Origin of the sequence: Butyricimonas muris, from assembly GCF_046365375.1 — a bacterium.
GTDB lineage: Bacteria > Bacteroidota > Bacteroidia > Bacteroidales > Marinifilaceae > Butyricimonas > Butyricimonas muris.
In genome coordinates this window covers 205,462-231,060 of record NZ_JBKEIT010000010.1, presented here as the reverse complement: position 1 = coordinate 231,060, position 25,599 = coordinate 205,462, and the positions used below count along the sequence as shown (strand labels likewise).

The following is a 25,599-nucleotide window of genomic DNA, read 5'->3' as shown; positions in this document are numbered from 1 at the left end:
CATGGGCAGCAGGAAAGTGAACACGGAAGGCATCGACGAGGAACTGCTGTTAGCCTCCATCGGGCGGCGCACACAGGACGGGACACTGCGCCCCGCACAGGAAGTACCCGCAGCTGCACCGACCGAAGAGGACACCGCCGCACCGGAACCATCTCCTGTGCAACCCGTAACACGGGAAAAAGCGCAGAGGGAAAGTGGACGCCGGAAAAGGCAGGACGAGGACTACAACGAGCTATTCCTGCGCCGCAACGAGATAAAGACCCGCCAATGTGTCTATATCAGCCGTGACGTCCACGGCAAGATCCTCAGAATCGTGAACGACATCGCCGGAGGGGAAATCTCAGTAGGCGGATATGTGGATACCGTGCTGCGCCAGCATCTGGAACAGCACAAGGAGAGAATCAACGAACTGTACAAGAAACAACGTGAAGATCTGATTTGAAAATGGAAAAAGAAATGACACCGAATGAAAAAAGACCACAGCAAGACTGCGGAGGTATGTTTACCCAAGTGCAGGCGAGTGTGGAAATACTGTCGCCTGTCCCGGTAAGCGGCAAATGCAGTGAGAAGGACTATGAACGCCTGTTCATCCGCGACCCGGAAGTAAAGGCACGTGAGGGGAAGATGGCGTATGTGCGCCCGGAGTACCACGAGCGTATCATGCGTATCACCCGTGTAATCGGGCATGACCGGCTTACGCTGTCCGCTTACATCGACCATGTGCTGACGCACCACTTCAACCAGTGCGAAGATGCGATAAAGAGCCTTTATGCCCGAAATTACAATTCAGTATTCTAACCAAAAACGGAAGGATATGAATTACACAATCAGCATGACAGACATTCTGCTGGCGGTATCGGTCGGCTGCAACCTCTGGTTCCTGTTCCTGCTCCTTTACGAGCGCATCATGGACACGCGGATTGTCCGCTTCTTCAAGGGCATTGTCGGATTATGGCGGTCACTGGACGGGAATGAGGCTAAACGCATAGCGGCACACGAGGAAGTCCCTGCGGAAAAGGCGGACATCATCGGCAAGAGCCGTTTCAGGATGGCATCCACCCGGACAACCGCTGCCATACCGACGCAAGAAGCCGCCACTATTGAAAAAGGCATTGAGCTGTCGGAGGAAGAGGCTACTTTTGACGACGGAAAAACGGGAAACGCATCCCGCCCGGCACAAGTCCCGGAGGAAAAACTCGATGAGACCTTCACGAGCATACCGCCGGAGGAACTGGGATACGGGGACGACGAACCGGAAGAGGACGCCTCGGACACGCCACGGGCTTCGGGCAGCAGCTTTGACGAGATTGACGACGCCTGCAAGACCGCCAAAAACCCGGACGCGACACAGGCGGAACGTGAAAAGGCGGCTAAGGTGTTCACCGACATGGAGGGCACGGAGTTGTACGAGAAAATGATGGAAGGCTCTTCGGAGATAGGCATCCGCATCAAGGGGCTTATCGAGATTCGGCTGAAGAAATCTGAAAAGGAGTTCGTCGTGCCGGACAACATCGAGGAGTTCGACATTCGCAACTATGTATGACAACAATAAAAGAAATGAACATGAAAGAATGACATCAACCCACGCGGCGAGGAAACGCAAGGCGCATCCCCATCCGCAACGGACACGCCCACGTCCGTGGAAACAAACGGGCATCCACTAAAACCAAAGTAAAGAAACAAAGTATCAACCGCCCGACAAAGGACCATCCACCCTTTTGACGGCAAAAAACAAGAACAGTTTATGAACAAGAACATCTTGAAAAACAGAAAAGCAATCCTCTCCGCGGCACTTGTCATCGCCGCAACCGCCTCCGCTTTCGCGCAGGGAAACGGCATCGCGGGCATCAACGAAGCCACCTCTATGGTGAGTTCTTATTTCGACCCCGGAACTAAACTGATATACGCCATCGGTGCAGTCGTCGGGCTTATCGGGGGCGTAAAAGTGTACGGCAAGTTTTCATCGGGCGACCCCGACACCAGCAAGACAGCCGCCTCGTGGTTCGGCGCGTGCATCTTCCTGATTGTTGCCGCCACCATCCTGCGCTCATTCTTCCTTTAATAAATAATGTATGGCTGAATACCCAATCAACAAGGGTATCGGCCGTCCGGTAGAGTTCAAGGGCTTGAAGGCACAGTACCTCTTCATCTTCTGCGGAGGTCTGCTGGCTCTCTTCGTCCTGTTCGTCATCCTCTACATGGTCGGTATCGACCAGTGGATATGTATCGGCTTCGGCGCGGCATCGTCCTCCCTCCTTGTATGGCAGACCTTCGCGCTGAACGCCCGGTACGGTGAACACGGGCTGATGAAATTAGGAGCGGCACGGAGCCATCCCCGATACCTTATCAACCGGCGGCGGATAACCCGTCTGTTCAAACGACAACGAAAGGAAGAAAGACAATGAGGAATACATCGAAAATGACAACACTGGAAAACAGGTTCCCACTTTTAGCGGTGGAGCATGGCTGCATCATCTCAAAGGACGCCGACATCACGGTGGCTTTCGAGGTGGAACTACCGGAACTTTACACCGTGACGGGTGCGGAGTACGAGGCGATACACAGTTGCTGGTGCAAGGCTATCAAGGTGCTGCCGGACTACTCCGTCGTCCACAAACAGGACTGGTTCATCAAGGAACGCTACAAACCGGAGCTTCAGAAGGACGACATGAGCTTTTTAAGCCGCTCTTTCGAGCGTCACTTCAACGAGCGTCCGTACCTGAAACACACCTGCTACCTCTACCTGACCAAGACAACAAAGGAGCGTAACCGGATGCAGAGCAATTTCAGCACGCTGTGCCGGGGACATATCATCCCGAAGGAGCTGGACAGGGAAACCACGACCAAGTTCTTGGAAGCCTGCGAACAGTTCGAGCGCATCATGAACGACAGCGGGCTTGTCAGGCTGCGCCGCCTCTCCACCGATGAGATTGTGGGTACTGAGGGAAAGACGGGACTTATTGAACGCTACTTCTCGCTCATGCCGGAAGGTGACACCACCTTGCAGGACATCGAGCTTTCGGCAAGGGAGATGCGCATCGGCGACAACCGCCTGTGTCTGCACACCCTCTCCGACGCGGAAGACCTGCCGGGCAAGGTGGCTACCGACACCCGTTACGAGAAGCTCTCCACCGACCGGAGTGACTGCCGACTGTCATTCGCCTCCCCGGTGGGGCTTCTGCTCTCCTGCAACCATATCTACAACCAGTATGTGCTGATAGACAACAGTGAGGAAACCTTGCAGAAGTTCGAGAAGTCCGCCCGTAACATGCAGTCGCTATCTCGCTATTCAAGGAGCAACAGCATCAACCGCGAGTGGATAGACCAATACCTGAACGAAGCCCATTCCTACGGACTGACCTCGGTACGGGCACACTTCAACGTCATGGCGTGGAGCGACGATGCGGAGGAACTGAAGCATATCAAGAACGACGTGGGCAGCCAGTTGGCAAGCATGGAATGCGTGCCGCGCCACAACACCATCGACTGCCCGACACTCTACTGGGCGGCGATACCCGGCAATGCGGCGGACTTCCCGGCGGAAGAGAGTTTCCACACCTTCATCGAACAGGCGGTGTGCCTGTTCACAGAGGAAACCAACTACCGCAGCTCGCTCTCGCCCTTCGGCATCAAGATGGTGGACAGGCTCACGGGAAAACCGCTGCACCTTGACATCTCCGACCTGCCCATGAAGCGAGGTATCACGACCAACCGCAACAAGTTCGTGCTGGGTCCTTCGGGCAGCGGCAAGTCTTTCTTCATGAACCACCTCGTGCGCCAATATTATGAGCAAGGCGCACATGTGGTATTGGTGGACACGGGAAACTCCTATCAGGGCTTGTGCGGCATGATCCGACGCAAGACAGGCGGAGCGGACGGTGTGTATTTCACCTACACGGAAGATAAGCCCATCAGCTTCAACCCGTTCTACACCGACGATTACATCTTCGACGTGGAGAAGAAGGACAGCATCAAGACCCTGTTGCTGACGCTCTGGAAGTCGGAGGACGACAAGGTGACAAAGACGGAGAGCGGCGAGCTGGGCAGTGCCGTGAGTGCCTATATTGAGCGCATCCAATCCGACCGTAGCATCGTGCCGTCGTTCAACACCTTCTACGAGTATATGCGTGACGACTACCGCAAGGAACTGGCACAGCGTGACATCAAGGTGGAGAAGTCCGACTTCAACATCGACAACATGCTCACCACCATGCGGCAGTATTACCGGGGCGGGCGTTACGATTTCCTGCTCAACTCCACGGAGAACATCGACCTGCTCGGCAAGCGGTTCATCGTCTTCGAGATAGATTCGATTAAAGAAAACCGCGAACTGTTCCCCGTCGTGACCATCATCATCATGGAAGCCTTCATCAACAAGATGCGGCGGCTGAAAGGCGTGCGGAAACAGCTTATCGTGGAAGAGGCTTGGAAGGCCCTCTCATCGGCGAACATGGCTGAATATCTGCGCTATATGTATAAGACGGTCAGAAAATATTACGGCGAGGCAATCGTGGTGACGCAGGAGGTGGACGACATTATCAGTTCTCCGGTGGTCAAAGAGAGCATTATCAACAACTCGGATTGTAAAATCCTGCTTGACCAAAGGAAATATATGAACAAGTTCGACCAGATACAGGCGTTGCTCGGACTGACGGAAAAGGAGAAGTCGCAGATACTCTCCATCAACATGGCGAACAACCCTTCACGGCTCTACAAGGAGGTGTGGATAGGCTTGGGCGGCACGCAGTCGGCGGTCTATGCCACGGAGGTCAGCGCGGAAGAGTATCTGGCGTACACCACCGAGGAAACGGAAAAAGTGGAGGTTTACCGTCTGGCGGAGAAGCTGGGCGACGACATCGAAGCCGCCATCCGGCAGCTTGCCGAAAGGCGGAGAAACAAGGAATAACTAAAAAACAGAATGTATCAACCAAAAAAGAAAAACGCGTATGAATTTACCAAAAGTGAAAATGCTGCAAGTCAGCAAGTGCCTTATCGGATTGGCGGTCATGATGCTGCAATCCTGCGACGTGGCCGACAACCGCCGCGACATGCTGTGCGGGAACTGGGAGAGCGTGGAGGGAAAACCTGACGTGCTTATCTACAAGGAGGGCGAAGCCTACAAAGTGACGGTGTTCCGTCGTAGCGGTCTGCGCCGCAAGCTCAAGCCGGAAACCTATCTCTTGCAGGAGGAGAACGGCAACCTGTTCATGAACACCGGCTTCCGCATCGACGTGTCCTACAACGAGGCCACGGATGTGCTGACTTTCTCGCCAAACGGGGACTATGTGCGGGTGAAGCCGCAGCCGGGACATCCGACCGAAGAATAACAACCACTAAAATCCAAAGTAACATGAGAACAAGAATAACAATGATTATCTGCCTGTGCCTGCTTTTCGCGGGCAGGGCAAGCGCACAGTGGGTCGTAAGCGATCCGGGCAATCTAGCGCAGGGCATCATCAATGCCTCCAAAAACATCATCCATACCTCCAAGACCGCCACGAACATGGTGAGCAACTTTCAGGAGACGGTGAAAATCTATCAGCAGGGCAAGAAGTATTACGATGCCCTCAAATCGGTGAACAATCTGGTCAAGGACGCCCGCAAGGTGCAGCAGACCATCCTGATGGTGGGCGACATCACAGACATCTATGTGAACAGTTTCCAACGGATGCTCCGTGACGGGAATTTCAGACCCGAAGAGCTTTCCGCAATCGCTTTCGGCTACACGAAACTGCTGGAGGAAAGCAACGAAGTGTTGACGGAACTCAGGAACGTGGTGAACATCACCACGCTCTCCATGACCGACAAGGAGCGCATGGACGTGGTGGAACGCTGCCACTCGAAGATGAAGCGTTACCGCAACCTCGTGAGCTACTACACGAACAAGAACATCTCCGTGAGTTACCTGCGTGCGAAAAAGAAGAACGACCTCGACCGCATCATGGGGCTGTACGGGAACATGAACGAAAGATACTGGTAGCCTATGAAGTTCGACAACCTTCATCAGATTTTACGTTCACTTTATGAGCAGATGATGCCGCTGTGTGGGGACATGGCTGGTGTGGCGAAAGGCATCGCCGGGCTGGGTGCGCTGTTCTACGTCGCCTACCGGGTATGGCAGTCGCTGGCGAGAGCTGAACCGATAGACGTATTCCCGATGCTCCGTCCTTTTGCCATCGGTCTGTGCATCATGTTCTTCCCGACTGTGGTGCTGGGCACGATAAACAGCATCCTCTCACCCGTCGTACAGGGCACGGCAAAGATGCTGGAGGCGGAAACGCTGGACATGAACCGATACCGGGAGCAGAAGGACAAACTGGAATACGAGGCGATGGTACGCAACCCCGAAACCGCCTACCTCGTGTCCAACGAGGAATTTGACAAGCAACTGGAGGAACTCGGCTGGTCGCCCTCCGACATGGTGACGATGGCGGGAATGTATATCGACCGGGGAATGTACAACATGAAGAAGAGCATCCGCGACTTCTTCCGCGAGATACTCGAACTGCTGTTCCAAGCCGCCGCCCTCGTGATAGACACCGTCCGCACCTTCTTTCTCGTGGTGCTGGCGATTCTCGGTCCGATAGCCTTCGCCCTGTCGGTATGGGACGGTTTCCAAAACACGCTCACGCAGTGGATATGCCGCTATATACAGGTCTATCTGTGGCTACCGGTATCGGACATGTTCAGCACCATACTGGCGAAGATACAGGTTCTGATGCTGCAAAACGACATCGAGCGGATGCAGGCAGACCCGAACTTCTCGCTGGATTCGAGCGACGGGGTGTATATCGTATTCCTCTGCATCGGCATCATCGGCTACTTTACCATTCCCACCGTTGCGGGCTGGATTATCCAAGCCGGAGGCATGGGCGGTTACGGTCGCAACGTGAACCAGATGGCGGGACGAGCCGGAAGCATGGCGGGCAGCGTGGCGGGTGCAGCCGCAGGAAACGCAGTCGGACGTGTCGGCAAATTGCTGAAATAATCAATGTGCAATCATAAATTGGAAAATATAAATGGAATTCAAATCACTTAGAAACATCGAATCGTCGTTCAGGCAGATACGCCTGTTCGGTATCGTCTTCCTCTCGCTGTGCGCCGTGGTGACGGTGTGGAGCGTGTGGAACTCCTACCGTTTCGCAGAGAAGCAACGGGAGAAAATCTATGTGCTGGACAACGGCAAGAGCCTGATGCTCGCCTTGTCTCAGGATTTGTCGCAGAACCGCCCGGCGGAGGCACGGGAACATGTGCGCCGTTTCCACGAGATGTTCTTCACGCTATCACCTGAAAAAAGCGCGATTGAACACAACGTGAAACGTGCCTTGCTGCTGGCGGACAAGAGCGTGTACCACTATTATTCGGACTTCGCGGAGAAGGGGTACTACAACCGCATCATCGCCGGGAACATCAACCAAGTGCTGAAGGTGGACAGCGTGGTGTGCGACTTCAACGCCTATCCCTACCGTGCCGTGACCTACGCCACACAGAAAATCATCCGGCAGAGCAACGTCACCGAGCGCAGCCTCGTGACCACCTGCCGCCTGCTGAACGCATCGCGGTCGGATGACAACCCGAACGGTTTTACCATCGAGGGTTTCACCATCATTGAGAACAAGGATTTACAGACTATCAAACGGTAACAGGACATGAAAAGTATCAGAAAATCAATGTGGGGCATGTATTGGAAACTCCACGACAAACGGAAACGCTTGGCGGCAAGTCTCAAAGGGTATCTGGACGGCTTGCCGCCGGAAACACGCCGCCGCATCGTGCTGGGGATGTTCGCCGCCTTCGCGGTGCTTGCCCTTTACACCTTCGGCAGAGCCGTCTATGACATCGGCAGGAACGACGGCTCACATATGGAAACGGGACACGCCGGACGGGTGGAACTGCCGACCCCGGCGGAAACAGGCAATCACTTAACACCTTATTTATATGGAACAGACAAAGAATGAACCGACGAAAGAGAACAAAGCTGCTCCCGAAACGGGGAAACCGAAAAAGGAGCGCGAACCGCTGACAGAGGCGCAACGGCTGAAACGGCAGAAGATGATCGTGCTGCCCGCTATGGTGTTGGTGTTCATCGGGGCGATGTGGCTGATATTCGCCCCGTCCTCCGGCAAGGAGCAACCGCCGGGAACGGACGGATACAACACCGAGATGCCCGACGCTGACAAGGCGAACCGGCAGATTATCGGCGACAAGCTGAAAGCCTACGAGCATGGGGAGATGGAAGAGCGTCAGGAGAGCCGCAACCGTGCCATCGGGCAGCTGGGCGACATGTTCGACCGCGAGATAGCGGGAACGGAGAACGGAGTGGACTTCGACCTCGCCAATCCGGGCGGCAAGGAAGAAAGGGCAAAGCCAGCCACGCCGCAGACCATCCAGTCCTCCGCAGCCGCCTACCGTGACCTGAACGCCACGCTCGGAAACTTCTACGACCAGCCGAAAAACGACAATGCGGAGATGGACGAATTGTTGGAGCGCATCGCATCGCTGGAGTCGGAACTGGAAAGCGAGAGGGGCAAGGCTTCCTCTATGGACGAGCAGGTGGCTCTTATGGAGAAGTCCTACGAGCTGGCGGCAAAGTACATGGGCGGTCAGAACGGAGGACAGCCATCGGCGGAACAGAGGGCAGAGCCAACTACCGTGCAGAAAGGGAAGAAGAACAAGGCAATGCCTATCAGACAGGTGGAGCATCAAGTAGTTTCTTCACTCTCACAGCCTATGAGTAACGCGGAGTTTGTCGCCGCCTTATCGCAGGAACGCAACCGGGGTTTCAACACGGCTGTCGGCACGGCGGAGGTATTGGACAGGAACACCATACCGGCGTGCGTGCATGGGGCGCAGAGCGTGACGGACGGGCAGACGGTAAGGCTGCGCCTGCTGGAGCCTATGGCGGTGGCAGGCAGGACAATACCCCGGGGTGCGGTGGTGGTCGGCACGGGCAAGATACAGGGTGAGCGGCTCGACATCGAGATTACCTCGCTGGAATACGACGGCACGATTATCCCCGTGGAGCTTGCGGTCTATGACACGGACGGACAGCCCGGCATCTTCATCCCGAACTCGATGGAGATGAACGCCGTCCGGGAGGTCGCCGCCAACATGGGCGGCTCGCTGGGAAGCAGCATCAACATCTCCACCAATGCCGGGGCGCAGCTCGCCTCCGACTTGGGCAAGGGGCTGATACAAGGCACGAGCCAGTACATCGCCAAAAAGATGCGAACCGTCAAGGTGCATCTGAAAGCCGGGTACAGGGTCATGCTTTACCAAGAAAAATATTGAAAACAATAAAAATTACCACTAAAATCCAAAAGTAATGAGAAAAGTAATCATCATGTTTGCCCTCGCTATGGGCATCATAACTGCCAACGCGCAGGAGAATGTAACCGTTGAAACGACCAACGGAAGTGAACAACCGACCTTGACGAAGGAGGTCTATCCGCAGAAGGAGGCGGACGGCGACCTATATCACGGGCTGTCACGCAAGCTGACCTTCGACCGCATGATACCGCCGCACGGTCTGGAAGTGACCTACGACAAGACCGTCCACGTCATTTTTCCGGCGGAGGTGCGCTATGTCGATTTAGGCTCGCCCGACCTGATTGCCGGGAAAGCCGACGGAGCGGAGAACATCATCCGTGTGAAGGCTACCGTAAGGAATTTTCCCAACGAAACGAATATGTCCGTCATCACGGAGGACGGCAGTTTCTACACCTTCAACGTGAAGTACGCCGCCGAACCGCTGTTGCTCAACGTGGAGATGTGCGACTTCATCCATGACGGCAGCACGGTGAACCGCCCGAACAACGCGCAGGAAATCTATCTGAAAGAGCTGGGCAGCGAAAGCCCGATGCTGGTGCGCCTTATCATGAAGTCCATCCACAAACAGAACAAGCGCGAGGTGAAGCATATCGGCTGCAAGCGTTTCGGCATCCAATACCTGTTGAAAGGCATCTACACGCACAACGGCTTGCTTTATTTCCACACGGAGATAAAGAACCAGAGCAACGTGCCTTTCGATGTGGACTACATCACTTGGAAAATCGTGGACAAGAAGGTTGCGAAGCGTACTGCCGTGCAGGAGCAGATTATTCTGCCGCTCCGCGCGCAGAACTACGCCACCCTCGTGCCGGGCAAAAAGAGCGAGCGCACGGTCTTCACGATGGCGAAGTTCACCATCCCCGATGACAAGTGCCTCGTGGTGGAATTGAACGAGAAGAACGGCGGCCGTCACCAGTCCTTCGTGATTGAGAACGAGGATTTGGTACGCGCGGGTACCATCAACGAACTTCAAGTACGCTGACCATGAGAAAGTACATCGCAATAATCATCGCGTCGCTTGCCCTTTTTACAGGGCAGGCGCACGCCCAGCGGTGTCTGCCGAAGATGCAGGGCATCGAGGTGAGGGCGGACATGGCGGACGGCTTCAATCTCGGCGGCAAGGACGGCGGGTACAGCTTCGGGGCGGCTCTCTCCACCTACACGAAGAAGGGGAACAAGTGGGTGTTCGGTGGCGAATACCTGTTGAAGAACAATCCCTACAAGGACACCAAGATACCCGTGGCGCAGTTCACGGCGGAGGGCGGCTATTACTTCAAGATACTGTCGGACGCCCGAAAGATTGTTTTCGTCTATGCCGGGGCTTCGGCTCTCGCCGGATATGAGGCGGTAAATTGGGGGAAGAAGGTGCTGCATGACGGCTCCACGCTGCACGACCGGGACGCCTTCATCTACGGCGGTGCGCTGACGCTCGATGTGGAGTGTTACGTGGCAGACCGTATCGCCCTGCTTGCCAACCTGCGGGAGCGTTGCCTTTGGGGTGGCGACACACGGAAGTTCCACACGCAGTTCGGGGTCGGTATCAAGTTCATCATCAACTGACACGGGCATGGAAAGGACGGAAATAGATGCTGTCAGAAGGATGCCGCTTGCGGATTTTCTCGCACGGCTGGGGCATGAGCCTGTCAGAAGGAGCGGTAACGAGCTGTGGTATCTTGCCCCGTACAGGGGCGAGCGCACATCCTCTTTCCGTGTGAACGTGGCGAAACAGCTCTGGTACGACTTCGGTTTGGGCAAGGGCGGCGACATCTTCACGCTTGCCGGGGAGTTTCTGCAAAGCGATGACTTCATGAAGCAAGCGAAGTTCATAGCGGAAGCCGCCAATATGACGGTTGCCGGATGGGAAAAGCCCGTCTATCTCTCGAAGCCGACCGAATCCGTTTTTGAGGATGTGGAGGTCGCTCCGCTGCTCCGCTCACTGCTGACGGAGTATTTAGAGGAACGGGGCATCCCTTACGCCATCGCATCCCGTCACTGCTGCCGCTTGAACTACGGTGTGCGTGGGAAACGGTATTTTGCCGTTGGCTTTCCGAACATGGCAGGTGGCTATGAAGTCAGAAGCCGATATTTCAAGGGTTGCATACCTCCGAAGTCTGTATCACTGGTAAAGGCGAATGACATCCCGGCTGACGAGTGCCTCGTGTTCGAGGGCTTCATGGACTTTCTCTCTGCCGTGACGCTTGGTGTAACCGGTAACGCTGACTGTCTTGTGCTGAACTCAGTCGCCAACGTGGAGAAGGCGGCGGGATTGCTGGACGGATACGGGCGCATCGGCTGCTTCCTCGACCGTGACGAAGCCGGACGGCGGACGCTTGCCGCACTTACCATGCGATACGGGGAACGTGTCACCGACCGTTCCTCCCTCTATGACGGTTGCAAGGACTTGAACGAGTACCTGCAACTGACAACGAAAAAACAGAAAAACAACCATCTAAAAATCGAAGAACAATGAACATACTGAACAACAGAAACAAGAGAACATCAATATTCAAGGCAGTGGCGTTATGCCTGATAGCCGCCATGTCATTCACCCTCGTGTCATGTGACGATGACATGGACATCCAGCAGTCCTATCCCTTCACGGTGGAGGTCATGCCCGTGCCGAACAAGGTAGTAAAGGGGCAGACAGTGGAAATCCGCTGTGAACTGAAAAAGGAGGGCGACTTTTCGGGTACGCTCTATACCATCCGCTATTTCCAGTTCGAGGGGGAAGGCTCGCTCAAAATGGATAACGGCATCACCTTCCTGCCTAACGACCGCTACCTGCTGGAGAACGAAAAATTCCGCCTGTACTACACGGCGGCGGGTGATGAGGCGCATAATTTCATCGTGGTGGTGGAGGATAACTTTAGCAACTCCTACGAACTGGAATTTGACTTCAACAACAGGAATGTAAAGGACGACGATCTTACCATCGTTCCCATCGGCAACTTCAGCCCCTTGTTGAAATGATGCGTGTATTCATGACAATGCTCTGTTCACTTCTGACGGTCTGTTCTGTGTCCGCGCAGATCAGCCGCCAAGAGGGAACGGACGGGCAGGCGGCAATCTACCGACTGCCGCTTATGGAACGTGCTTTTTTATGCTGCCGCTACTTTGAAGGCTGGCACTCAGAAAAACACTACCCATACGTCGGTTGGGGTCACAAACTTTTGCCAAACGAGAAGTATTCGGCACGAACCATGACAAAACGGGATGCGGATGAACTTTTGCGGAAAGACCTGCGCAAATTTGTCGCCATGTTCCGTAAATTCGGGGTTGATTCGATTTTGCTTGGCACGTTAGCTTACAATGTGGGACCGGCGAAGCTGTTAGGCAGCAAAACAATCCCCAAAAGCACCTTAATCAAGAAGCTGGAAGCTGGTGACAGGAACATCTACCGTGAGTATATAGCCTTCTGCAACTACAAAGGAAAACGCCACGCCATGCTGCTCAAACGGAGAAAGGCGGAGTTTGCGCTGTTGTATATCCCATAAAAGGACTGACAAAACTGGCAAAAGACGTGCCATATTTAACTTGGCACGTCTTTTGCTCTATCACTTGATAGATTATCGTAGGATTTTCTCGTTAATTGACATCGTTGAGCCATTTTTGCCTATCGGTTTCCAAATAACACTTCAAGTTGTAAGTGTTGTGAGAGCAATACAAAACATAGTTATTAACCATAAAAAGTATAGCGAAATTATGAAGAAAGTATTTAGGAAAATTCAGAAAGGAACAACAAAAATGATTGAACGTATCAAATCGTTGGGGGAAATGGAGACGAAGCAGAAATGTGTAGTTCAACGGTTCGAGATTATCATTCCCCTCCACCAAAAAATAACGACCCAATATATAGCCTCCGCAAGTTTTACTTGCGGATTTTTTAGTTATCGCAGATTGGACAAAGGTTTCTTTGCTACTTTCTTTGTCCGCCATCATGCTCACTGAAAGAAAGTAGGGCGGCTCTCGCCGCCCCGCCACTCAAAAGCGTGTGTAAAGTCCCGTCACCATCGTGAACATTTCCTCCAGCATATCAAAATAGATACCCTCGTGTACGGCAATGTCCTTTGTCTTGCACTCAAAGGTCTTTTTGCTGAACGTCCTGCGGTAGAAGCGCATATTGTAGAGGTCTGCCCCTTCGTCATAGATGATGTCAAGGCGGTTGGCACTTGTTTTGTTCCTTGCAAGGCTCATCCGTAAGCCGTTGCCCATATCTATGAAATCACGGCTACCTGTCATGGCGGTGAAGCGTTTTCCGCCTATCTGCTGTAATATCGTCTTGGCTATCATATCTTTTGTTTTTAGGGTTTTAAGTATTGGCGGTGCGGACACCGCCATCCCGTTCAAAATTCTCGCATTTCGGAAATGGGGGTCTGCCGTTGTAGCCACTCTTTCACACATTCCATATTGTACTCGCTCGTGATGACTGCCGTATGGCTGTCGGTGGCGGTGAAACGTGTGCTTTCGTAATCATCTATCCACCCCTTGAGGGTGTCCGTTCCCCACGCTCCGGTATCGTCAAAGATACCGTCCAATGCCGTGATAGGTTCGCTGAACTTGACTATCAGCGTTTGATAGGTCGTGTTCATAGTCTGTCCTCCTTTCCCTTCTTTGCGTTCAGCCACTTGTCCCGTGCGGCTCGGCACTCGTCCAACGTGGGTTTGACACAAGAGAACAATTCTCTGTCTATGGGGTGGCGGTAGTCGTACTGCACAAGTGTCCGCCTGCGTCTTCCGATACCCGATTGGAAACGCTCGTATTTCTCCGTACCTGCTTCCGCGCAGGTGCTTACTCCGTTGATGGTCATTCGTGTTGTCATAATGTTGCTTTTTAGATGGTTAAAAATGTACTGACAGAACTCTGTTCTTCATCACCATTTCGGGGTTGCTTGTGTAGCGTTGGTGCAGGTAGAAATGGTGTGAGCCGAAGCCGTAAAGGAAAAACTTGTCAAGTTCGTGCTTCTCGGCAAACTCCTTTACGCTCTTTCTCAATTCCCCCTCACTCGTTGTGAGAGTGAGGAGGTTCACAAATTCAAGGAACATCGTGGGGATTGCATCATCCCACACACAAATCATACTTTCAATTCTTACTTCCATATCAATGTTGTTTTAGGGGTTATGCTATGCCGCTTTCATCCGCTCACGGATAAGGTTGGCGTTCTTGTTCACAAGGTCTATGATGCGCTCGTGATATTCGGTGTCCTGGTTGTGCTTGCCGTGGCACTGCACCACTTCGAGGGTTCGCAAGTCCACCTCTACGGTTTCAATAATCTCATCGCCAATCCTTGCCGATAGTATGAGGGTGTCGGCTTTCTTGTAGTATCCACTGCCAAACACGCAGATGCCCTGCGTCTTGCCCTCGTTGTAATACTCGTCTATGCTTTCAAGCACCTTGACGATTATTTCCTCGTCCGTGATTACCAAGCCGAAGAATTTGGATTTGTTGGCGATGAAATCCTCCGCATCTTTCTTTCGTTGGAGTTGTCGCTGTTGCTCACGCTCACGCCTTTCAATCTCCCAACGGCGTTGCTCTGCGGCTCTTTCCTTCTCGTGTATGGCTTCAATTTTTCGGGTTGCGTTGTCGTGTGCCGCCATGAAATCTTCGGGACAGATGTTCTTCGGGTTACGGAGGTCTTGACCGAGTTTTTTGAGCATACGCAGATAGTCGCACCACATTGAGAGGTTGTCTATCTGATACTTGTGACGCTTGGCAATCAGATATGATGCCCAACATTCATCGGCAGTACGGGTATTGAAAAGAAAGTGTTTCATGACCTCAATCTCACCGCCTTTCATAAGGGTTTCAATTCTTGGGTCTGAAAGCAAGGCTTTGAAAAGACGCACGGGGGAGATGCCGTGGAAATCGCCCTTGAAGCCGTTACGTCTGAGTTGGGGCAATATCCTCATCTTTGGATATGCACAGCTTCTTGCCACCACATCATCGTATAGGCTGTTGTGCGGTCTTACCTCCATATCGCTGCCTAATGCCCACACATCGCAATAGCAGAAAAGGAAGCCACGGAGCAACGCCATGTCCGTAACCTTGCCGTCGGGTGAAATCCAACGCTGCACGACCTCGTGGCAGTAGAAACGCATCGGTTCGCCTTTCCTGCTCTCGCATCTGACCTGCGCCACGCGGATTACCTGATACCCTTTGCAGGTGGTTATCACGCTGAAATTCTGCGTTTCCTTGTAGATGCGTCTGCGTGTGTCCTGCACTTTGAGTTCGGCATGGCATTTGGGGCAGGTGCAGCCTTCAAGGGTGTCGCATAGTCCGCTGTCGCTGTGCCACTCGTGACCGCAGTCGGAACAGGTGATGTTCCCTTTCTTGGTGCGGTAGCCGATATGCTCAACGCAGTGGCGGTATGCCCAATCTATTTGTGTCGCTGATATGGGGCGAAGGTTGGCGGAAAGTCTTGCCACCTCTTTCTGTATCTTGGTCTTCGGTTTCATAAGCCTAAATCAAATAATGAGGGTTGGGGTTGGTTTTCTTTTCTCGCTGACGGTCTGTGGCGGTTCTGCAACTTGCGGAGTTCCTCCTCTTGGTATTTGCGGACAGCGTTCTGACGTGCCTCCGCCTTTTCCTCTGCCGTGAGTTTCACAACGTGGTTCACAACCACTTGGCAGTCCATCGGTTTGCCCACCTCTATCTCGTTTTCCTCATAGTAGTGGATGGCTTGCCCGAATATCTCTCCGTCCGTGAAACCGTTGCAACCGCTTTTCTGCACATAGTTCAGAATGTGGGTCACGCACTCGTCCATGTTCTTGGCAGGGTTGCGGTACTTCTTTGCAAATAGCGCATCTTCCTCCGCACGCTGTTCCAAGTACATATATATCGTTCTCTTGAAATGGTCTGTTCCTTTCATATCGCTGTCATTTTTAGATTATCTGTTTCAGTATCTCTCTCCAATAGGTCGGCTCTACCTCGCTGAGAAGGAAGTCCATGAAATCCCTCCGTGCGTCCTTGTTCAGTTCGTGGTACAATCTTCGGAAAGTTTCAAAATTGCCGTTGATGTACGTTTCCACCATATACACGAAGATGTTGTCCACCTCGTAATATCTGCACTGCTGCGCTGCCGTCTTGCTGTTTCTTTTTGCCATGTCGGTAAGGGTTAAAGGGTGAATAACCAAAGGATGAAGCCAAAGAAGGCAATGGTGGAAAGGATAGCCACGATTACACCTATCGCCACTCGGAACACTCCGTTTACAATCTCTCTGATGATGCCCCAAAGGATGCCGAACACCCCGAAGGCGGTGCGCATCATCAAGCCGCATATCGCCAACCCGATGTGTTGCGCCATTTGTCTGAAATTTGCCGTTGCCGTCATATCTTCGCTGTTTTTGATTTTTTTGTTTTTAATGCGGATTCAAGAGCTGAGGGAGTTGAGTTTCAAACTATCTTATCTGCCTCTCGTTTATCCGACATTTTTTTTATGCGTCTTTCTGTCGCATCGGTCGTTTTCGTTTCGGGTGCTTGAAAAGGTAGGGATTAGGGAATGCAAGGTTTTTCGGTCAAAATACTACCCGCAGGGCTGGAGATTTTTACCGAAAACAGGAGGCTTGACCTTGCTTTCCCGTCCAATCCCGGAATTACCTTTGCGCCCAGAACGAAAATGACTGACTGATGCGGCTTACTGAAAGGCGCAAAATGGAGGTAAACGAAAACAGAGGCAGATTGTGTAGAAAAAAACTTCAGGGGAAAATCCGTAAAAAAAAGAATCACCAAAAGGAAAAAGACATCACCGGAAGCGTGAAAAGGGCAAACCACAACAAAGGAAGTATGATTGTTTCCGATCCGACGGAACTTGTTCAGCCGGGTGGCAACAATCATTCTTCCCGGTTTGTCCGGCTGTGTGTGGGCGCCTGTTTCATTCATGGGGCAGGCTGACACACTCTGCATTCACTTTCCGCTTCCGGCAAAAGAGACAGCGAAAAAAGAAAAATCATTTGAAAACCCGTAAAAGCACCTCTTGGCATAGGCGCAAAAGAAAGGGGCATTGCTTCATCTGTCTAAACATCGTTTAGGCGTGAGGCAATGCCCTTTTCTCCAGCTATGCGGTAGTCGGCACACGTTTGTTCCAAACTCGTTTTGGGCAATGGTGTGCCGACGGACAATACCGCTTTTACGGAAAATTCTTATGAATGAGGGGATAAAAAACGGGAGTTTATATCAAAATCTCGAATTAAATAGCTACTTTTGCATACGAAGAGTTCTTTGAAGGTTACGCAACGCGCAGAAGGATAATGCAGTAGATAACTAACTAAATCGTAACCTATTACTATCAAGAGCAATTAACCTACGCTCATTTCCAATAAATTACACTCTTTTCGTAACTTCACGCAGCAAGTTTACGAGGATTGTCGAGATTGTCCAAAAGCCAAGATCACGAAACACAATTTGCACGTGAAAAACTCGACAAATAATAGTATTTCAGTTCATAGTCAAATGAATTTGGTAAATAGAAATGCTTGCCCGATTCCCATCATCCTATTCTTGAATCCCGGACTAAAAATCAATTCAGTTGAGATTAATGGAGAACCGGTTAATTTCCGAAGAACACAGCAAGCGATATTTTTAAATAAAGAATTAATTGCAGGGGAAACTTGCAATATTTCAATTGACTACGAGGGAAAGATAGATAATAATATATGTTTTTTGGATGTGAGCCCTGAAAGATACCATCCCACGGATGCTAATAATTATGGAATATACCATTTTGGATACATGCCGACTTTTTGTGAAAAAGAATACAAATTGCTTACCCCGGAGTGTTTATGGTATCCCGTGTGCGACGCTCCCTATAGTCTGTTCGGATGTAGAAATGTCTGTTTTACTCGATACTCTTTAAAAGTCGAACATGATCCACATCTTGTGGCTATTTCACAAGGGGAGATCAATGAAAATGTACCAGGAGAAACATCCTTTATTCTAGATCATGATATACCGGGTATTACTTTGTGTATCGGGAAGTATGAAAAGCGAATTCTCATGATTGATTCGACTCGCCTGCAATTTTATTATTTTCCTGGTCACGAACACATTGTAGACAAGTACGACCTTCAAGAAGAGGAGTTGCAGGGTAAGTTATCATTTACAAAAATGAGATTAGAAATGCAGGAATGCATAAAGGACGGGAAATATACATCTAATTTTTTTGAGAATAGAAGCATTGTTGATCCTGTACATCAATACCCTTATCGTTGGCTCACGCTTTTGGAAGTGCCATGCAATTTTTACAGTTTCCCGAGCCTAACGCAATTGACCGGGGAGAGAGAGCAAGGAGGAATTTTCTTTATTCCGGAAAAAATATACCCGCTAAAGGAATATGCTTGTCAAATAAGAACGGATATAGAAGGCTATGGTTCTATCGATTGCCTGGATAGTGATTTCGAAATGTTGATGGGAGAAGGAGGATGTGATATAAAGCCAGTTTTACGGGGCAAAACGAGTTTTATTTTCTCAAAGGAGTATCCTATTATAAATAATGTATTGGGTTATATCTCTAGCGAGGGATTTAGTCAGCGCTCATTCTCGAATAAAGATTATCACATTATTGAATATTTAAAAAACAAGAGTTTAAAAGATGCACTGAATGACCATTCATTAACGTACGATGATGTTAAAAATATCATCCGCAAAAAAAGTATAGAATTACAAATGCGTATCATATTGCACATTAGAAAAAAAGAGTTTTTCGATCAATTCTATAGTGATTTTCTATCAGCTAATCTCTTTAAAGAAACAAACTGGGATGAATTTTGCAAACAGTTTCAACAAACACTCCATGTAAACTTGGATTCTCTTGTTAGAAATTGGTATTATACAGATCAATTACCACTCTTTGAAATAAAGGATGCCCGAATGATAAAAGTGCATCAAGAAGAAAATGCACCATCGGATATATTATACAGTTTCAAAGTATTCAACAAGAGTGATGTATCGGGAATCATAATAACTGGAGATTATCAGAAATGGATAATTCCCCCTCACGAGGGAAAAGAAATCAGAACCTATTGCCAAAGTGAATATGCTCCTGATTATATAGGAATGCCTTTAGCTCAAAATTTGCCGGGTACAATACGAATGAAAACAGAAAATATCGAGAATGTACACATAGATACAGGTACAGGTATTTTCGATCTGGATTCGTCGGCTTTTTTCCAAGGAGAAAATATCCATGAAATTATCGTTGACAACGAAGATTTAGGCTTTAGAGTCGTAAAAGCAGAAGATTTCCATATTTCATCTCTTTTCCGAAAAGAAAAGAGTATCTCTGAAAAATATCAGGACTTTTTTAGAGAAGATAAATGGCAGCCCACGATCAACGAAGGCTTCTATGGTTTCCCGATACGTAGCGCCCTGTACAAACTAGCGGGATCAGGCTTACAAAAAGTAGAATGGAATGTTCAGCTACCACGTGCTGGAGAGTACGAAGTATATTTTTATTATGCACCTCTTTTTAATATGGACCCGAAACTGGAATTTCATTATACGGTTTTCGACGGGAAAAAAGAGCATGAGGTTATTGCAGAAGTAAATAAAGGAGAAGAGGGTTGGATTTCTTTAGGAATTTTTGAATTTTCAAAAAATGCAAAAGTGATTTTGAGTGATAGGGATAGAAAAAATAATCCTAACGGGACACCGCAAGAACTTATAGCAGATGCCATAAAATGGGTTAAATTATAATATCATGAACCTCCATTTCCTATCTTACAAGCTATGAGCAAGGAAAGAATTATTGAACCTAGATATTATTTTTGTTAGATTGTTTAAATAAAAAAAATTAAAGTTATGAGAAAAAATTTATTAATAGTCTTAGCTTTTCTCTCTCTTACAGCTTTTGATATTAAGAAGGTAGAAGCTCCGAAAGTTGAGAATGTAACAGAGAATAAATCTTTCTATATAAAACCTATACCTAAAATTTTAACCCCAACAGAAGGTAAAATTGTCGCCAAGAAAGGACAGACCATTCAAATTAGAACAACGGCAGCGGGAGAACCAACTCCGACATCTATAGTATGGTTTCGTTATGGAATGAATACAAATGCTTATGAATTAAAAGATACAGATAGAATCAGTATAGATAAACTTGGCGCTAACGTAACAATTACAATTAAAGATGCAAAAAAATCAGATAGCGGGATATATGAAATATCCTATATGAATGTAGCAGGCTCCGCTTCAGTATGGGTTACTGTAGAGGTAAAAGAGAAACCAGCACAACTTTAAGAATAAAATTATTCTTGAGTAGGTCTATCCTAGATTTTGTATAAATAGAAAACAGAATTCAGATAAATATTTTTTATATCTTTATTCTGTTTTCAAATACAGACATATCGGATATTCTTGCAATAAAAAAATATGTACAGAAGTTTATTATAATCGTCATCAAAAAAATAATCTTCCAACAATGGTTGTATTTTCTCTCCGTTTTTCATTTATAATTGTCAACCGTTTTTCATTTTCAATTGTTTTACGTAAGTTTGCACCCTAATTTTAGGACGAACTGCTTGAAAAAGCGATAACTCTGCTTCCGTGGGAAGCGAAAAGTAAAAGAGAATCGTGTATGATTGAAAATTTAGTAATTGTCGAGTCTCCGGCGAAAGCCAAGACGATTGAACGTTTTTTAGGAAAAGATTATGTTGTAAAGTCCAGCTTCGGACATATCCGGGATCTTGAAAAAAAAGATTTAGGGATAGATATAGAACATAATTTCCAACCCCAATACGAAATATCTCCCGATAAAAAAGCGATTGTAAAAGAGTTGAAGCAACTTGCGAAAGAGGCCAAGACCGTGTGGCTGGCTTCCGATGAGGACCGCGAGGGAGAAGCCATTGCCTGGCACTTGTTTGAAGTACTCGGCTTAAAAAAGGAAAACACGAAACGGATTGTTTTTCACGAGATCACGAAAGATGCCATACTGCATGCCATCAATAACCCGCGGGATATTGACGGTAACTTGGTGAACGCCCAACAAGCCCGTCGGGTACTCGACCGACTGGTGGGATTTGAAGTTTCTCCGGTTCTCTGGAAGAAGGTAAAACCATCGCTTTCTGCCGGACGGGTTCAATCCGTGGCGGTAAAACTCATCGTGGAGAGAGAGCGGGAAATCAATCATTTCGAGGAACAAAAGTACTATAAAGTAATCGGTACATTCGAAACGAAAGATGCTAACGGGAATATCACACCCCTGAAAGCGGAATTATCCGAGCGTTTCTCCACGCGGGAAGAAACACTCAAGTTCTTGGAAGCTTGTAAAGAAGCATCCTTCTCGGTCAGCGATGTGGTAACAAGACCGACCAGTCGTAAACCGGCTCCGCCTTTCACGACTTCCACGTTACAACAGGAAGCATCCCGGAAACTCGGTTTCTCCGTTTCCCAAACCATGTCCGTGGCACAAAAGCTTTACGAGCAGGGATCGATCACTTACATGAGAACGGACTCCGTGAACCTGTCCCAACTGGCCATCGGTGCAGCCAAAGCAGTGATCACGAATGCCCTTGGAGAAAAATATTCCAAGCCCCGGAATTACGCGACCAAAACCAAAGGGGCACAGGAAGCCCACGAGGCTATCCGCCCGACTTACATGGACAAAGAATCCATTAGCGGGGATCGTAACGAGCAGCAACTTTACGCCTTGATCCGTAAACGGACACTGGCATCCCAAATGGCAGATGCGGAACTGGAAAAAACTACCATAACCATTGCCATTTCGGGACAAAAATATAAATTCGAGGCCGAGGGAGAAGTCATCATCTTCGACGGTTTCTTGAAAGTTTACATGGAATCGTTCGATGACGAGAAAGAAGATGACGAGGCAGCATTACTACCCGCCATTCGCAAGGGCGACCAACTGGAACGCTCGCTTGTGCAGGCTCAGGAACAATACACGCTGCACCCGCCCCGTTACACGGAAGCAAGCCTCGTGAAAAAAATGGAGGCCTTGGGTATCGGGCGTCCCTCTACCTATGCGCCGACAATTACCACGATTCAAAACAGAGGCTATATTCTCCGGGAAAGCCGGGACGGGGTTGACCGGGAACTGACGCAAATCGATTTAAAAGGACAAAATATCAAAATAAACAAGATCAAGAAGACTTTCGGGGCAGAAAAGAAGAAACTTTTCCCCTCGGATATCGGGATGGTCGTTACTGATTTCCTGTCCCAGTATTTTACCAACATCATGGATTACAATTTCACTGCCAAAGCAGAAACCGCACTCGATCATATCGCTGAAGGAGAAATCGAATGGCAATCCATGATCGGCTCTTTCTACCGTCCTTTCCACGCGAACGTGGAGAAAACGCTGAAAGAGTCGGAGCGTAACAGGGGAGAACGCGTACTGGGAACGGAACCTCAAACGGGTGAAACGGTGAGCGTCCGTATCGGACGTTTCGGACCTATGGCTCAAATCGGCGAGGGTGAAAATGTACGGTATGCCGGGCTGCTTAAAGGGCAATTAATGGAAACCATCACGCTGGAAGAAGCTCTTGATTTGTTTAAATTTCCTCGCCAGTTAGGCGAATATGAAGACAAACCCGTCAGCGTGGGTATCGGTCGTTTCGGACCGTACATCAAACATAATCAGCTCTTCGTTTCTTTGAAAAAAGGAGTTGACGAGCCGGGTACAATCACGCTGGAAACCGCTATCGAGCGTATCGAGGAAAAGCGGGAAATCGAGAGAAACCGGAAGATCAAAGAATTTGATAATGGTGTTCAAATCCTTAACGGACGTTTCGGACCTTATATTACTTTCAATAAAGAAAACTATAAAATCCCGAAAGGACAAGAGGCCGATAAATTGACGTTCGAGGAAACCATGGCTATCATAGCGAAAGGTAACGACACCAAAAAGAAAACGACGAAAAAAACAACAAAGAAGACAGCAGAAAAAACAACAGAAAAAACGAAAAAAACAACCACAAAAAAGAAGAGTAAAAAGAGTGAGTAAGTGAATATATAGAAGGGGATAAAATTTATTTGCATAAAACCAATCCATTTTATATATTCGTACCCTCGAAAATAGATTATTTCGTGTGGAAAACATAAAATTTTAATATAAATGGCAACATTACAAAAAATTAGAAATCGCGGCGGACTACTTGTTAGTATCGTGATTGGTTTGGCCCTTGTGGCTTTCATTGTTGGAGATGCGCTTAGTTCTGGAGCCAGCCTTCTTAACCGCTCTAAAAATCAAGTCGGAGAGATCGCTGGAGAAGCTATCAGCATTCAGGATTATCAGCAAAAGGTAGCGGAGAACGAGGAAACGATCAAATCAATGAACAATTTACCTTCTCTAAACGAAGAGCAACAACGAATGATTCGCGAAAACACGTGGAATCAAATCGTGTCCGAAAACATCATGCAAAAAGAATATGAAAGTCTTGGGCTAGGTGTCAGCGGAGATGAGTTGTTCGATTTCACTTTAGGGGAAAATATGCATCCCAGTATCAAACAATTGTTCACCGATCCGCAAACCGGTGCTTTCGATAAAAATCTTGCCAGAGAAAGAATACAAATGATCTTAAACGCTCCCGCCAATAATATGCAAGCTCAAGCAAGCAAACAATACTGGTTGAACATGGAAGATCAGGTAGAAGCAGCACGCAAGCAAGAGAAATACAATTCATTGTTGATGAAAGGTATGTTTATCCCGAACGAAGTTGCAAAAGAATACGCTGAGAATGCTTTAACGACTGTTGACATCAGCTTCATCTCGAAGAGCTATAACACAGTAAGCGATTCAGCCGTAAGCGTGACGAACAACGAAATAAAAGATTATTACAATTCACACAAATACCTGTTCGAACAACAGGAAATGCGGCAAATCGTTTACGTGAACTTTGACGTTTCCGCTTCAGCCGAAGATATTCAAGAAACAGAAGAATGGGTAAAAGAGTCCATTCCGGAATTTACCAATGCAAGTAACGTGATTGAATTCGCTAATCTTTCATCCGAAAAAAGATTCCAACCCAAATACTACAAAAAAGGAGAAATCGGGAATGAAGAATTGGATGAATTTCTTTTCACTGAAAAAGGTAACGGCGTGTACGGACCTTACTTGCAAGACAACGCGTACAATATTGCACGCGTAGCCGACCGTAAAGTAATGCCCGACTCTGTAAAAGCCCGCCATATCTTGATTTCAACCCAAACGATGGAGGCTTCCCGCGCTGAGAAATTAGCGGACAGTCTGGCTGGATTAATCCGTAAAGGAGGCGACTTCGACGAACTTGCCAGAAAATATTCCGCGGATCAAAATTCAGCTATCAACGGGGGTGACTTGGGATGGTTTACACAGGAGATGATGATTCCTTCATTCAGTGACACTGCATTTATTGCCAAGAAAAATGAAGTTAAAATCACGAAAACTCCTTACGGCTACCACGTTCTTCAAGTAATGGACATGACAAAACCGGTAGAAAAAGTATTACTCGGAATCATTGCCAAAGAGATTACCCCGTCACAACAGACGGTCAACAAAATCTACAATGATGCCCGTACTTTCGCTAACAATATCAACACGCTTGCCGATTTCGACGCGGCTGTTACCGCCAACAATCAAACCAAGCGTATCGCGAATTTAGGTAAAAACGACGCTACTATCCCGGGTATCGAAAGTGCCAGAGAGATTATCCGTCAGGCTTACTTAACGGATAAACCGGGATTCATCCTTATGGACAAGGAGAAATCTCCGATTTTCGAAACAGGGGATAAATTCACGGTTGCCGTGTTAACCAACATTCAAGAAGAAGGTATCGCACCGTTAAACAGTGTAGCCCCCATGATTCGTACCGAACTTATCAGAAAGAAAAAAGGTGAAATCATCGCGAAAGAATTGACCGGTGCTATCTCCGGTAGCGAAAGTTTGCTTTCTGTCGCTCAAAAGGCAAACGCGCAAGTTATGGACGCGACAGATGTCAGCTTCAGTTCATTCCAAATCCCCGGAGCCGGAATCGAACCCAAGTTAATCTCTGAAGTGATGACCTTGCAGGAAAATCAAATCTCCAAACCGATTATCGGTAACCAAGGAGTATATGTAGTAGTAGTTAATTCCAAAACCGTTGAAACGGCTACCCCCGAACAAATCGAGGCTGCAAAGAATTCAGCACTACAAATGAACATGACCAAAATTTATTATCAGACTCTTCCCGCCTTGATTAAGAAAGCAGGAGTTACCGATGCCAGATATAAATTTTACTAATAGCCTAAACCACAAACCAAGAAAACCGTCCGATACACCGGGCGGTTTTCTTTTGTCAAAAAAAG

The 25,599-nt window shown here is 48.9% G+C and carries 31 protein-coding genes; 23 read left to right on the top strand and 8 right to left on the bottom strand.

Features of this window, described 5'->3' with window-relative positions; all coding sequences use genetic code 11:
* Position 1 precedes the first annotated feature (1 nt).
* The 18 genes from ACK8P8_RS16815 to ACK8P8_RS16730 all read left to right on the top strand — a co-directional run bounded on the left by ACK8P8_RS16815 (position 2) and on the right by ACK8P8_RS16730 (position 13,278).
* Positions 2–442: a DUF3408 domain-containing protein gene (locus ACK8P8_RS16815; RefSeq protein WP_004291503.1), complete on the top strand. Its 441-nt coding sequence runs from the start codon at positions 2–4 to the stop codon at positions 440–442.
* A gap of 2 nt (positions 443–444) precedes the next feature.
* A complete protein-coding gene (locus tag ACK8P8_RS16810) occupies positions 445–798 on the top strand; it encodes a DUF3408 domain-containing protein (RefSeq protein WP_004291505.1) in 354 nt (117 codons plus the stop codon).
* 16 nt (positions 799–814) lie between these two features.
* Entirely contained in the window at positions 815–1,543 is a 729-nt protein-coding gene (locus ACK8P8_RS16805; protein WP_004304280.1) for a hypothetical protein, read from the top strand.
* A gap of 201 nt (positions 1,544–1,744) precedes the next feature.
* On the top strand, positions 1,745–2,062 hold the full coding sequence (locus ACK8P8_RS16800; protein WP_002560983.1) for a DUF4134 domain-containing protein: 318 nt from the start codon (positions 1,745–1,747) through the stop codon (positions 2,060–2,062).
* Positions 2,063–2,072: 10 nt separating this feature from the next.
* Entirely contained in the window at positions 2,073–2,405 is a 333-nt protein-coding gene (locus ACK8P8_RS16795; protein WP_004291514.1) for a DUF4133 domain-containing protein, read from the top strand.
* The gene (locus ACK8P8_RS16790; RefSeq protein WP_004291515.1) at positions 2,402–4,906 is read left to right on the top strand and encodes a TraG family conjugative transposon ATPase; all 2,505 of its coding nucleotides are present in this window, start codon (positions 2,402–2,404) and stop codon (positions 4,904–4,906) included. The genes ACK8P8_RS16795 and ACK8P8_RS16790 overlap by 4 nt, the downstream gene beginning before the upstream one ends.
* Before the next feature lie 40 nt (positions 4,907–4,946).
* A complete protein-coding gene (locus ACK8P8_RS16785) occupies positions 4,947–5,327 on the top strand; it encodes a DUF3876 domain-containing protein (protein WP_004291516.1) in 381 nt (126 codons plus the stop codon).
* Between the two features lie 23 nt (positions 5,328–5,350).
* Entirely contained in the window at positions 5,351–5,980 is a 630-nt protein-coding gene (locus ACK8P8_RS16780) for a DUF4141 domain-containing protein (protein ID WP_004304283.1), read from the top strand.
* A gap of 3 nt (positions 5,981–5,983) precedes the next feature.
* Positions 5,984–6,988, top strand: coding sequence for a conjugative transposon protein TraJ (gene traJ, locus ACK8P8_RS16775; RefSeq protein WP_004291518.1), 1,005 nt, complete (start codon positions 5,984–5,986; stop codon positions 6,986–6,988).
* Between the two features lie 31 nt (positions 6,989–7,019).
* Positions 7,020–7,643, top strand: coding sequence for a conjugative transposon protein TraK (gene traK, locus ACK8P8_RS16770; RefSeq protein WP_004291519.1), 624 nt, complete (start codon positions 7,020–7,022; stop codon positions 7,641–7,643).
* A gap of 27 nt (positions 7,644–7,670) precedes the next feature.
* Positions 7,671–7,958, top strand: a complete 288-nt coding sequence (locus ACK8P8_RS16765) for a TraL conjugative transposon family protein (RefSeq protein ID WP_018697145.1) — start codon at positions 7,671–7,673, stop codon at positions 7,956–7,958.
* On the top strand, positions 7,939–9,291 hold the full coding sequence (gene traM, locus ACK8P8_RS16760; protein ID WP_004291521.1) for a conjugative transposon protein TraM: 1,353 nt from the start codon (positions 7,939–7,941) through the stop codon (positions 9,289–9,291). Before ACK8P8_RS16765 ends, traM begins: the two co-directional genes overlap by 20 nt.
* 34 nt (positions 9,292–9,325) lie before the next feature.
* Complete coding sequence (gene traN / locus ACK8P8_RS16755) at positions 9,326–10,312, top strand: conjugative transposon protein TraN (protein ID WP_004291522.1); 987 nt, start codon at positions 9,326–9,328, stop codon at positions 10,310–10,312.
* 2 nt (positions 10,313–10,314) lie between these two features.
* Positions 10,315–10,890, top strand: coding sequence for a conjugal transfer protein TraO (locus ACK8P8_RS16750; RefSeq protein WP_004291523.1), 576 nt, complete (start codon positions 10,315–10,317; stop codon positions 10,888–10,890).
* 7 nt (positions 10,891–10,897) lie between these two features.
* On the top strand, positions 10,898–11,800 hold the full coding sequence (locus ACK8P8_RS16745) for a DUF8464 domain-containing protein (RefSeq protein ID WP_004291524.1): 903 nt from the start codon (positions 10,898–10,900) through the stop codon (positions 11,798–11,800).
* Positions 11,797–12,300 carry a DUF3872 domain-containing protein gene (locus ACK8P8_RS16740; protein WP_004291525.1) on the top strand — a complete coding sequence of 168 codons (504 nt, stop codon included), beginning with the start codon at positions 11,797–11,799 and terminating at the stop codon, positions 12,298–12,300. The genes ACK8P8_RS16745 and ACK8P8_RS16740 overlap by 4 nt, the downstream gene beginning before the upstream one ends.
* Complete coding sequence (locus ACK8P8_RS16735) at positions 12,297–12,824, top strand: glycoside hydrolase family protein (protein ID WP_004291526.1); 528 nt, start codon at positions 12,297–12,299, stop codon at positions 12,822–12,824. The genes ACK8P8_RS16740 and ACK8P8_RS16735 overlap by 4 nt, the downstream gene beginning before the upstream one ends.
* Positions 12,825–12,888: 64 nt before the next feature.
* On the top strand, positions 12,889–13,278 hold the full coding sequence (locus ACK8P8_RS16730) for a hypothetical protein (RefSeq protein ID WP_004291527.1): 390 nt from the start codon (positions 12,889–12,891) through the stop codon (positions 13,276–13,278).
* A gap of 33 nt (positions 13,279–13,311) precedes the next feature.
* Here the strand turns inward: ACK8P8_RS16730 and ACK8P8_RS16725 are convergent, their stop codons facing one another.
* The 8 genes from ACK8P8_RS16725 to ACK8P8_RS16690 are packed head-to-tail and all read right to left on the bottom strand — an operon-like array spanning position 13,312 to position 16,657.
* Entirely contained in the window at positions 13,312–13,620 is a 309-nt protein-coding gene (locus ACK8P8_RS16725) for a hypothetical protein (RefSeq protein WP_004304290.1), read from the bottom strand.
* 53 nt (positions 13,621–13,673) lie between these two features.
* Positions 13,674–13,919, bottom strand: coding sequence for a DUF6956 domain-containing protein (locus ACK8P8_RS16720; protein WP_004291529.1), 246 nt, complete (start codon positions 13,917–13,919; stop codon positions 13,674–13,676).
* Positions 13,916–14,149: a DUF3873 domain-containing protein gene (locus tag ACK8P8_RS16715; RefSeq protein WP_004304291.1), complete on the bottom strand. Its 234-nt coding sequence runs from the start codon at positions 14,147–14,149 to the stop codon at positions 13,916–13,918. Before ACK8P8_RS16715 ends, ACK8P8_RS16720 begins: the two co-directional genes overlap by 4 nt.
* A 19-nt stretch (positions 14,150–14,168) precedes the next feature.
* Positions 14,169–14,426, bottom strand: coding sequence for a DUF8466 domain-containing protein (locus ACK8P8_RS16710; protein ID WP_004291531.1), 258 nt, complete (start codon positions 14,424–14,426; stop codon positions 14,169–14,171).
* Between the two features lie 24 nt (positions 14,427–14,450).
* A complete protein-coding gene (locus ACK8P8_RS16705; RefSeq protein WP_004291532.1) occupies positions 14,451–15,782 on the bottom strand; it encodes a PcfJ domain-containing protein in 1,332 nt (443 codons plus the stop codon).
* Positions 15,779–16,195, bottom strand: coding sequence for a PcfK-like family protein (locus ACK8P8_RS16700; protein WP_004291533.1), 417 nt, complete (start codon positions 16,193–16,195; stop codon positions 15,779–15,781). Before ACK8P8_RS16700 ends, ACK8P8_RS16705 begins: the two co-directional genes overlap by 4 nt.
* A gap of 13 nt (positions 16,196–16,208) precedes the next feature.
* Positions 16,209–16,430, bottom strand: a complete 222-nt coding sequence (locus ACK8P8_RS16695; RefSeq protein ID WP_004291534.1) for a hypothetical protein — start codon at positions 16,428–16,430, stop codon at positions 16,209–16,211.
* An 11-nt stretch (positions 16,431–16,441) separates the two neighbouring features.
* Complete coding sequence (locus ACK8P8_RS16690; protein ID WP_004291535.1) at positions 16,442–16,657, bottom strand: hypothetical protein; 216 nt, start codon at positions 16,655–16,657, stop codon at positions 16,442–16,444.
* 320 nt (positions 16,658–16,977) lie between these two features.
* Here ACK8P8_RS16690 and ACK8P8_RS22255 point away from each other — a divergent pair, with 320 nt between their 5' ends.
* From ACK8P8_RS22255 to ACK8P8_RS16660, 5 genes are all read left to right on the top strand, one after another.
* Positions 16,978–17,217, top strand: coding sequence for a hypothetical protein (locus ACK8P8_RS22255; protein WP_004293903.1), 240 nt, complete (start codon positions 16,978–16,980; stop codon positions 17,215–17,217).
* Between the two features lie 516 nt (positions 17,218–17,733).
* Positions 17,734–20,016: a golvesin C-terminal-like domain-containing protein gene (locus ACK8P8_RS16675; protein ID WP_410026065.1), complete on the top strand. Its 2,283-nt coding sequence runs from the start codon at positions 17,734–17,736 to the stop codon at positions 20,014–20,016.
* 105 nt (positions 20,017–20,121) lie between these two features.
* Positions 20,122–20,559: an immunoglobulin domain-containing protein gene (locus ACK8P8_RS16670; RefSeq protein WP_369859619.1), complete on the top strand. Its 438-nt coding sequence runs from the start codon at positions 20,122–20,124 to the stop codon at positions 20,557–20,559.
* Between the two features lie 337 nt (positions 20,560–20,896).
* Positions 20,897–23,281 (top strand): type I DNA topoisomerase, encoded by a 2,385-nt coding sequence (topA, locus tag ACK8P8_RS16665; RefSeq protein ID WP_369859618.1) that lies wholly within the window; start codon positions 20,897–20,899, stop codon positions 23,279–23,281.
* Positions 23,282–23,392: 111 nt separating this feature from the next.
* Complete coding sequence (locus tag ACK8P8_RS16660; RefSeq protein ID WP_369859617.1) at positions 23,393–25,534, top strand: peptidylprolyl isomerase; 2,142 nt, start codon at positions 23,393–23,395, stop codon at positions 25,532–25,534.
* The last annotated feature ends 65 nt before the right edge of the window (positions 25,535–25,599 follow it).